The sequence below is a fragment of the uncultured Flavobacterium sp. genome, assembly GCF_963922255.1.
In the GTDB taxonomy this organism is placed as follows: Bacteria; Bacteroidota; Bacteroidia; order Flavobacteriales; family Flavobacteriaceae; genus Flavobacterium.
Genome location: NZ_CAWUIC010000033.1, coordinates 1 through 7,048 on the forward strand (window position 1 = coordinate 1; position 7,048 = coordinate 7,048).

A 7,048-nucleotide genomic window follows, 5' to 3' on the forward strand; every position below is an offset into this window, starting at 1 on the left:
TGCGATCCTAATAATTCATCATAGATTGCTCGTGACTCGCAACAAAAGATAGAATGGATAGCGGGAACGAAACATCATAAATATAGACAAAAGTGTTGCTTTTAATCGAAACGAATGGCTTTAACTGGAGAAATTTTTGTTATAATATAGGAAGGAATTAATAAAACCATGAAACAAATAAGAATTGTTCCTAAGTTTAACACTAATATATGTAAAGGATTTATGTCAACTGGAGCGACATTCACATAATAGTTTTCTGGATTTAGTTTTATTAGTCCTAAGTATTTTTGAATTAATAACAATCCAATTGCAATTATATTACCAAATAAAAGTCCTCTTAAAATTAAATATGAAGCGTTGTATAAAAATATTTTTCGGATGTTCCAATTATTTGCTCCAAGTGCTTTTAGAATTCCTATCATTTGTGTTCTTTCTAGTATAAGTACTAATAAGGCAACTATCATATTGATGGTTGCAACAATTATCATTACAATTAGAATAATGACTATATTGAAATCAAAAAGCTTTAACCATTCGAAAATACTATAGTACTTTTCTTCTATAGTTGTACTATTATATGTAGGAGGAATTTCTTTATAGATTTCTTCACCTTTTTTCTTTATTTGACTAAAATCTTCTACGAAAACTTCGAATGCTCCTACTTGATTATCTTTCCATTTATTTATTTTTTGAATATGTCGAATATCACCTAATATATAGGTAGCATCGAATTCTTGAAAACCTGAATTGTAAATTCCGACAATTTTGAAATTACGGAGATTATATCGACTTCCTGAATCTTTTAAGAAATAGGTTTTAAATTTATCACCTAACTTTAGATTTAGTCTATTGGCAATGTATTGAGATATTAAAACTTCTTCATTTAAAGTACTCTTTAAGTTTGGCATTTTACCTTCAATCAAATATTCTTGAAGATTTTTAAAATCATAATCTTTTCCTACTCCTTTATATAGTATTCCTTCAAAAGATTCTTCTGTATGGATAATTCCAGCTTTACTAGCTGTTGCCTGGATATGACTTATACCTGAAACGTTTTTAAACTTTGGATAAAAATCTTGATTAATTGAAATAGGCTCTTTTGTAACTTCTGATTGATTGTCATCGTAATTTGAAATAATTACATGACCATTGAAAGCCGCAACTTTTTCTCGAATTTTAATTTGAAGTCCAATTCCTGTTGCTACAGAAACAATCATCATAATTATTCCGATTGCAATAGCTGTAATTGCAATTTTTATAATTGGTGAAGAAATACTACTTTTATAACTTTTAGTAGTGATAAGTCTTTTGGAAATAAAATATTCTAAATTCAATTTTTGGCTTTACTTTTGATTTCAAAAATACATCTTAAACATGAAATACACTAATAAAAATTATACCTATATATATAATGAAATATTTTACTTTATTTTTTGGCTTTTTGTTTATTGTTTTTTCTTGTGGAAACTCATTAAAGACAGAAGTTAGAAATCAAAAATTAGAATCTCAAAAAGAGATTTTAAAAGATAAAAATAACAAAACAGAAACTTTACTAAAAACTGGTGCTGATAATTATTCTCTTTATTTGCCTTTATTAAAAGGAAAAAAAGTTGGGGTTGTGACAAATCAGAGTGGGATTTTAAATGACAAAACACATTTGGTCGATTTTTTGCTTTCAAAATCAATACATATGAAACGAATATTTGCTCCAGAACATGGTTTTAGAGGAACAGCTGATGCAGGAGAATTGATTAAAGATGGAAAAGACACCAAAACAAATTTGCCTATAATTTCATTATACGGAAGCAACAAAAAACCAAAACCTGAGCAGCTAGAAGAAATTGATGTAATGGTTTTTGATTTACAAGATGTTGGTGCAAGATTTTATACCTATATATCTTCTCTTCATTATGTAATGGAAGCTTGTGCTGAAAACAATATTCAACTTATTGTTTTAGATAGACCAAATCCAAATGGTGGAATTATTGATGGTCCAATTTTAGAAAAAGAGAACACAAGTTTTGTTGGAATGCACCAAATTCCAGTTTTACATGGAATGACTATTGGTGAATATGCTCAAATGATTAATGGAGAAAGTTGGTTGAAAAACAACGTGAAGTGTGATTTAAAAGTAATTCCTTGTTTCAATTATGACAGAAATATGGAATACAATTTACCTGTAAAACCTTCACCTAATTTACCAAATGCTCAATCTATAAACCTTTATGCAAGTTTGTGTTTTTTTGAAGGAACAAATGTAAGTGTTGGACGTGGAACTGATAAACAATTTCAGATTTATGGTTCTCCGTATTTACCTAAAAGTGGTTTTAGTTTTACTCCAAAACCAAACGAAGGTGCAAAAGATCCTGTTTACAATGGAAAAGTTTGCTTTGGTGAAGATTTATCAGACATCAAAAAAGTAAACCAATTGGAATTAAAATGGTTATTGAAAGCTTATAATGAAACTTCAGATAAGTCAAAATTCTTTAATTCATTCTTTATAAAATTAGCTGGAACTAAAAAACTGCAAGAACAAATTGAAGCGGGAATTTCAGAAAAAGAAATTAGAAAGAATTGGGAAAGTGGTTTAAACGAATTTAAATCTATGCGAAAAAAATATTTGATTTATTAAAATTGGACTTCCACTTGTATGCATGGATTAATTCGCAATAGTTCTTCAATGAATTCTTTTTTATCCTTTGGGGAAATTAAAACTTCATCATATGTATTGTACACTATTGCAATTCTATCTAAAGACAAAGCCGGAGAACTTAATGGATTATTTGTAGCATAAATTTTTCTAATAGAATTTATTTCGATTTTAATCCACCAAACTTTTAAAATTTCTCCATTAATTTCATATTTAATTTTTGAAAACAAAAAAGCTATTAATGCTAAAACAGCCAACATTACAATTGAAAGTGTATATTGTCTTGTAACAACTCCTTCAATAAATGGATAAGCGAAAACGACTATAATGATTGCAGTTAACCACCAATCTACTTTTGATTTGTATATTTTCATATTATAAAGGTAATTTTGCTTTCATTTTTTCCACAATATTATATGCAGCAGGACAAATGGGAATATTTTTTAAAGTAATATCCGTGATTTGATTGAACTTTTTTCTATCCGTATGCGGAAATTCGCGACAAGCTTTTGGCCGAACATCATATATAAAACAAGTGTTGTCTGAGTCTAAAAAATGACAAGGAACTTTTTGCAAGACATAATCATTGTCTTCATCAATTCTCAAATATTGATTAATAAATTGTTGTGGTTTTTGTCTTAAATGTTTTGAAATTCGTTCAATATCAGCCGTAGTGAATAATGGACCTGTAGTTTTGCAACAATTAGCACATTCTAAACAATCGGTTTTCTTGAATTCAGCATCGTGCAAATCTTGCATTACATAATCTAAATTCTTAGGTGTCTTTTTTTTTAGCTTATCAAAATACTTTTTATTTTCGATATGCTTATCTTTGGCAAGTTTTGTTAGTTCGTTTAGATTTGGTTTTAGCATTATTTGATTTTATTTAAGCTATAACAAATTTAATCTTTTAAACTTACAACCTAACAACCTTATAACCTTTTTTATGAAAGACCTTTTTGGAAAAGCCATATTAGATTACCAAACTAATAATTCACCGGAAGATTTATTTACAGAAACTTCTATTTCTGAAGCTGATGAAATGAGTGTTGCGTATCTATTTAGAAGTTTTAATGAAATGCCAAAAATTGAACAAAAAGCATTGCAACTAACAAAAGGTAAAGTTTTAGATGTTGGTTGTGGCGCTGGAAGTCACACGCTTTATTTGGAAGAAAAAGGATTTGATGTAAAAGCAATTGATATTTCAAAAAATGCAATTAAAGCTTGTGAACTTCGTGGTTTAAAAAATGTAAGTATTGAAAATGTTTTAGATTTAGAATCGCATACTAAATTTGACACTATTTTACTTTTAATGAATGGAACAGGAATTTTTGAAACTTTAGAAAAATGTACAAAATACTTATTGAAATTAAAATCACTATTAAATGAAAACGGACAAATCTTAATTGATAGTTCTGATATCATTTATATGTTTGATGAAGACGAAGATGGAGGAAAATGGATCCCTAGTGATGGTTATTATGGAGAATTAACTTTTACTGTTCAATATAAAGGAGAAACTGAAGCGACTTTTCCTTGGTTATATTTAGATTATAATACATTGCAAAATGCTTGTTTAGCTAATGGATTACAATGTGAATATATTTTAGAAGGCAAACATTTTGATTATTTGGCTAAGATTACAAAATAAAAAAAATCCCAAAAGATTAGTTTTGGGATTTATACATTGTATTTGAATGAAATTTATTCCATATATTTCATCATAATATTCTGTAGTTCCGTACCCCAATCTTTTCCAGATTCCATATTTTTCTTTAATATTTCTGCTGCGTTCTCAGTTATTTTTTTACCAACTGGAGATTCGTAGAACTTTAGCATTGCCTTAATTTCATCGTGTGTATAAACTTCCATGTAATTTTTTGCCATGGCATCATAAAGTGATGGTAAAGTTGCATCAAAATCTTTAGAAAATTCTTCGAATCTTGATTCAGGAATCATTGCTTTTATTTGGTCTTTAGCAGCTTCCATTTGAGCAGCAGATCCAGAAGCTTTTATCACTTTAAGTACATCATTTTTAAAAGCATCTTGTGCTAATGAAAGTTGCGTAACCAATAAAACAACTACTGTTAAAATAAGTTTTTTCATTTTTTTAATTAATTTAGTTAATATAAGGTTTTCAAAAAATTATTCAAAACACTATTTAAGGAATATTCAAATACTTGTGAGTTTGCAATGAAACTCTCCATTTTGGATTATTCATCACATAATCTACAATTAAAGGAGTCATTTCTTCCTTTTTACTCCATTCCGGTTGTAGAAACAAAATGGCTTTCGAATTTACTTTTGCTGCTTGTTCTTCAGCAAAAATAAAATCGTGTTTATTATAAATAATTACTTTTAATTCATTGGCAATTGCATAAGCATCATCAACTGGTAATTTGTTTTTTTTTGGAGAAAGACAAAACCAATCCCAAGAGCCTGAAACAGGATAAGCACCAGAAGTTTCTATATGAACATTTAAGTTTTTATTTTTTAATCTTGAAGTTAAAATAGACATATCCCACATTAAAGGCTCTCCACCAGTAACAACAACGGTTTCGGCATATTTTTTGGCATTTTCAACAATAACATCTGTATTTGTTGGAGGATGTAATTCTGAATTCCAACTTTCTTTAACATCACACCAGTGACAACCTACATCGCAACCACCAATTCTTATAAAATAAGCAGCCGTTCCGGTATGATAGCCTTCCCCTTGAATAGTGTAAAACTCTTCCATTAATGGAAGCATTTCTCCTTTATCAACTGCTATTTGTGTTTCTTTATCTAACATTATTTCTATAATAGTGTGCAAAGATAAGGATTAGTGATTAGTAAATAGTAATTAGTGAATAGTTATTAATGGTTTTTTACTATTTTTGAAATAATATATTACTTTATGAAAAGAATAAAATTCACAGAATTAGGTTTTAAAAAAAACTTTGATACATTAATAGTTATTCTAGGAATTATTTGTTTAATAAATGGTTTGATAGGTGTTTTTGCATTTCCTGAAAGCAAATTTGGTTCTATAGCTGGTTTATCAGCAGTTTTAACAACTTTTCCCCAATTTAAAAGTTTTTTCTACAAAAATTATTTTGTTTGGAATAAAAAAGGAGGAAATCTTAAGATTAATTCTAAAAGTAAAAATATTGTTTTTTCTGAATTAAATTCTTACGAATTTAGTAAAAACCACTTAACTTTAGTAAAGAAGAACAAAACGCAACTTAACTTTCCTTTAAATGATATTAATTCTGAAGACATTAGTAACTTGAAAGGAATAATTGCAAAATACATCAAAAATTAATGAAAAAATATCTAATCCAAAAAAATCCGTTTGTTGTTCCTACAACTGACGGAAAATTGATTGAAGAACATCATGGAATTCCAACCACTGGAAACAAAGACATTTCAATTGCTCACATGGTTGCTCCACCAAAATGGTCTGAACCTTTTCAAACTCCAGAATTTGAAGAATATACTTATGTAATTTCAGGAAAAAAACAATTTATTATTGAAGGTGAAACTATAATTTTAGAAGCTGGTCAATCTATAAAAATCGATGCTAATACAAGAGTTCAATATTCAAATCCTTTTGATGAAGCTTGTGATTATATTTCAATTTGCAAACCTGCTTTTGATTTTAACAAAGTACATCGCGAAGAAAATTAAACTACCTAATTAATGAAAAGTGTCCTTTAACTGGCTCTCCTAATTTTCGTTCAATTACAAACCAATAATCTGTTGCTGGTAAAGTTTGATTTCCAAAAGTTCCATTCCAACTTTCAGTAGCATTAGGAATATTGTAAAGTAACTTTCCATATCTATCAAAAATATAGATAGTTTTTACTTCGTTTTTAGGATCGTAAATTTTCCAAACATCATTATAACCATCACCGTTTGGAGTAAAAAATGCTGGGGTTAAAATTTGACGGTTTTGAATTTTAAAACTTTCTTGTGAACAATTTCCAATTGGAGTTCCAACAGAATTATAAGGTGTAATTGTTACATAAATTATAGCATCATCAGGAAAGTCGTTTGTTGGATTATAAAATGTTGTGTTACCAACATCAAACATATTTATAATTTCATTTCCGTTTGGAGAAATTCCTATTGAAAGAAAATATCCAGTTGCATTTGAAATAGAATTCCAAGAAAGTGAAGCATCAATTTCTACATCAGAACTTCCGTTTTGAGGTGAAATTAATGAAGTACATAATGGAGCAACAACTTCCGTCTTAAATCTTTCGATAGAACAACTTACTGAATTTCCTGCTGAATTATAAGGTGTTATTTTTACATATATAAAAACATCATCAGGTAGATTACTTGTTGGAATATACGTCAAAACATTTCCAACATCAATCATATTCGCAATATTGTTTCCTGCTGTGTTTG

At 28.4% G+C, this 7,048-nt stretch carries 10 protein-coding genes; 4 read left to right on the forward strand and 6 right to left on the reverse strand.

All coding sequences use genetic code 11. The annotated features are described in order from the left end of the window. Positions 1-101 precede the first annotated feature (101 nt). On the reverse strand, positions 102-1,334 hold the full coding sequence (locus AABJ49_RS13980; protein ID WP_338378909.1) for an FtsX-like permease family protein: 1,233 nt from the start codon (positions 1,332-1,334) through the stop codon (positions 102-104). 77 nt (positions 1,335-1,411) lie between these two features. Here AABJ49_RS13980 and AABJ49_RS13985 point away from each other — a divergent pair, with 77 nt between their 5' ends. After that, positions 1,412-2,632 carry a DUF1343 domain-containing protein gene (locus AABJ49_RS13985; protein ID WP_338378910.1) on the forward strand — a complete coding sequence of 407 codons (1,221 nt, stop codon included), beginning with the start codon at positions 1,412-1,414 and terminating at the stop codon, positions 2,630-2,632. Here AABJ49_RS13985 and AABJ49_RS13990 read toward each other — a convergent pair. Further along, positions 2,629-3,024, reverse strand: coding sequence for a PH domain-containing protein (locus AABJ49_RS13990; RefSeq protein ID WP_338378911.1), 396 nt, complete (start codon positions 3,022-3,024; stop codon positions 2,629-2,631). The two genes, AABJ49_RS13985 and AABJ49_RS13990, sit on opposite strands and share 4 nt — an antisense overlap. A 1-nt stretch (position 3,025) precedes the next feature. Further along, positions 3,026-3,523 carry a YkgJ family cysteine cluster protein gene (locus AABJ49_RS13995; RefSeq protein ID WP_338378912.1) on the reverse strand — a complete coding sequence of 166 codons (498 nt, stop codon included), beginning with the start codon at positions 3,521-3,523 and terminating at the stop codon, positions 3,026-3,028. Between the two features lie 73 nt (positions 3,524-3,596). Between AABJ49_RS13995 and AABJ49_RS14000 the strand changes: the two genes are divergently transcribed. Further along, positions 3,597-4,301, forward strand: a complete 705-nt coding sequence (locus tag AABJ49_RS14000; RefSeq protein ID WP_338378913.1) for a methyltransferase domain-containing protein — start codon at positions 3,597-3,599, stop codon at positions 4,299-4,301. Between the two features lie 53 nt (positions 4,302-4,354). On the opposite strand, the gene AABJ49_RS14005 is transcribed toward AABJ49_RS14000, so the two are convergent. Together AABJ49_RS14005 and AABJ49_RS14010 are read right to left on the reverse strand one after the other, a co-directional pair. Continuing rightward, entirely contained in the window at positions 4,355-4,756 is a 402-nt protein-coding gene (locus AABJ49_RS14005) for a DUF2059 domain-containing protein (protein ID WP_338378914.1), read from the reverse strand. Positions 4,757-4,811: 55 nt separating this feature from the next. Then, a complete protein-coding gene (locus AABJ49_RS14010) occupies positions 4,812-5,444 on the reverse strand; it encodes a 7-carboxy-7-deazaguanine synthase QueE (RefSeq protein ID WP_338378915.1) in 633 nt (210 codons plus the stop codon). Between the two features lie 105 nt (positions 5,445-5,549). Here AABJ49_RS14010 and AABJ49_RS14015 point away from each other — a divergent pair, with 105 nt between their 5' ends. Both AABJ49_RS14015 and AABJ49_RS14020 read left to right on the forward strand, forming a co-directional pair. Beyond that, positions 5,550-5,957 (forward strand): hypothetical protein, encoded by a 408-nt coding sequence (locus AABJ49_RS14015; RefSeq protein ID WP_338378916.1) that lies wholly within the window; start codon positions 5,550-5,552, stop codon positions 5,955-5,957. After that, a complete protein-coding gene (locus tag AABJ49_RS14020; protein ID WP_338378917.1) occupies positions 5,957-6,322 on the forward strand; it encodes a cupin domain-containing protein in 366 nt (121 codons plus the stop codon). Before AABJ49_RS14015 ends, AABJ49_RS14020 begins: the two co-directional genes overlap by 1 nt. A 1-nt stretch (position 6,323) precedes the next feature. Here the strand turns inward: AABJ49_RS14020 and AABJ49_RS14025 are convergent. Next, positions 6,324-7,048 (reverse strand): T9SS type B sorting domain-containing protein (locus tag AABJ49_RS14025; protein WP_338378918.1); only part of this gene is annotated, 725 nt, incomplete at its 5' end.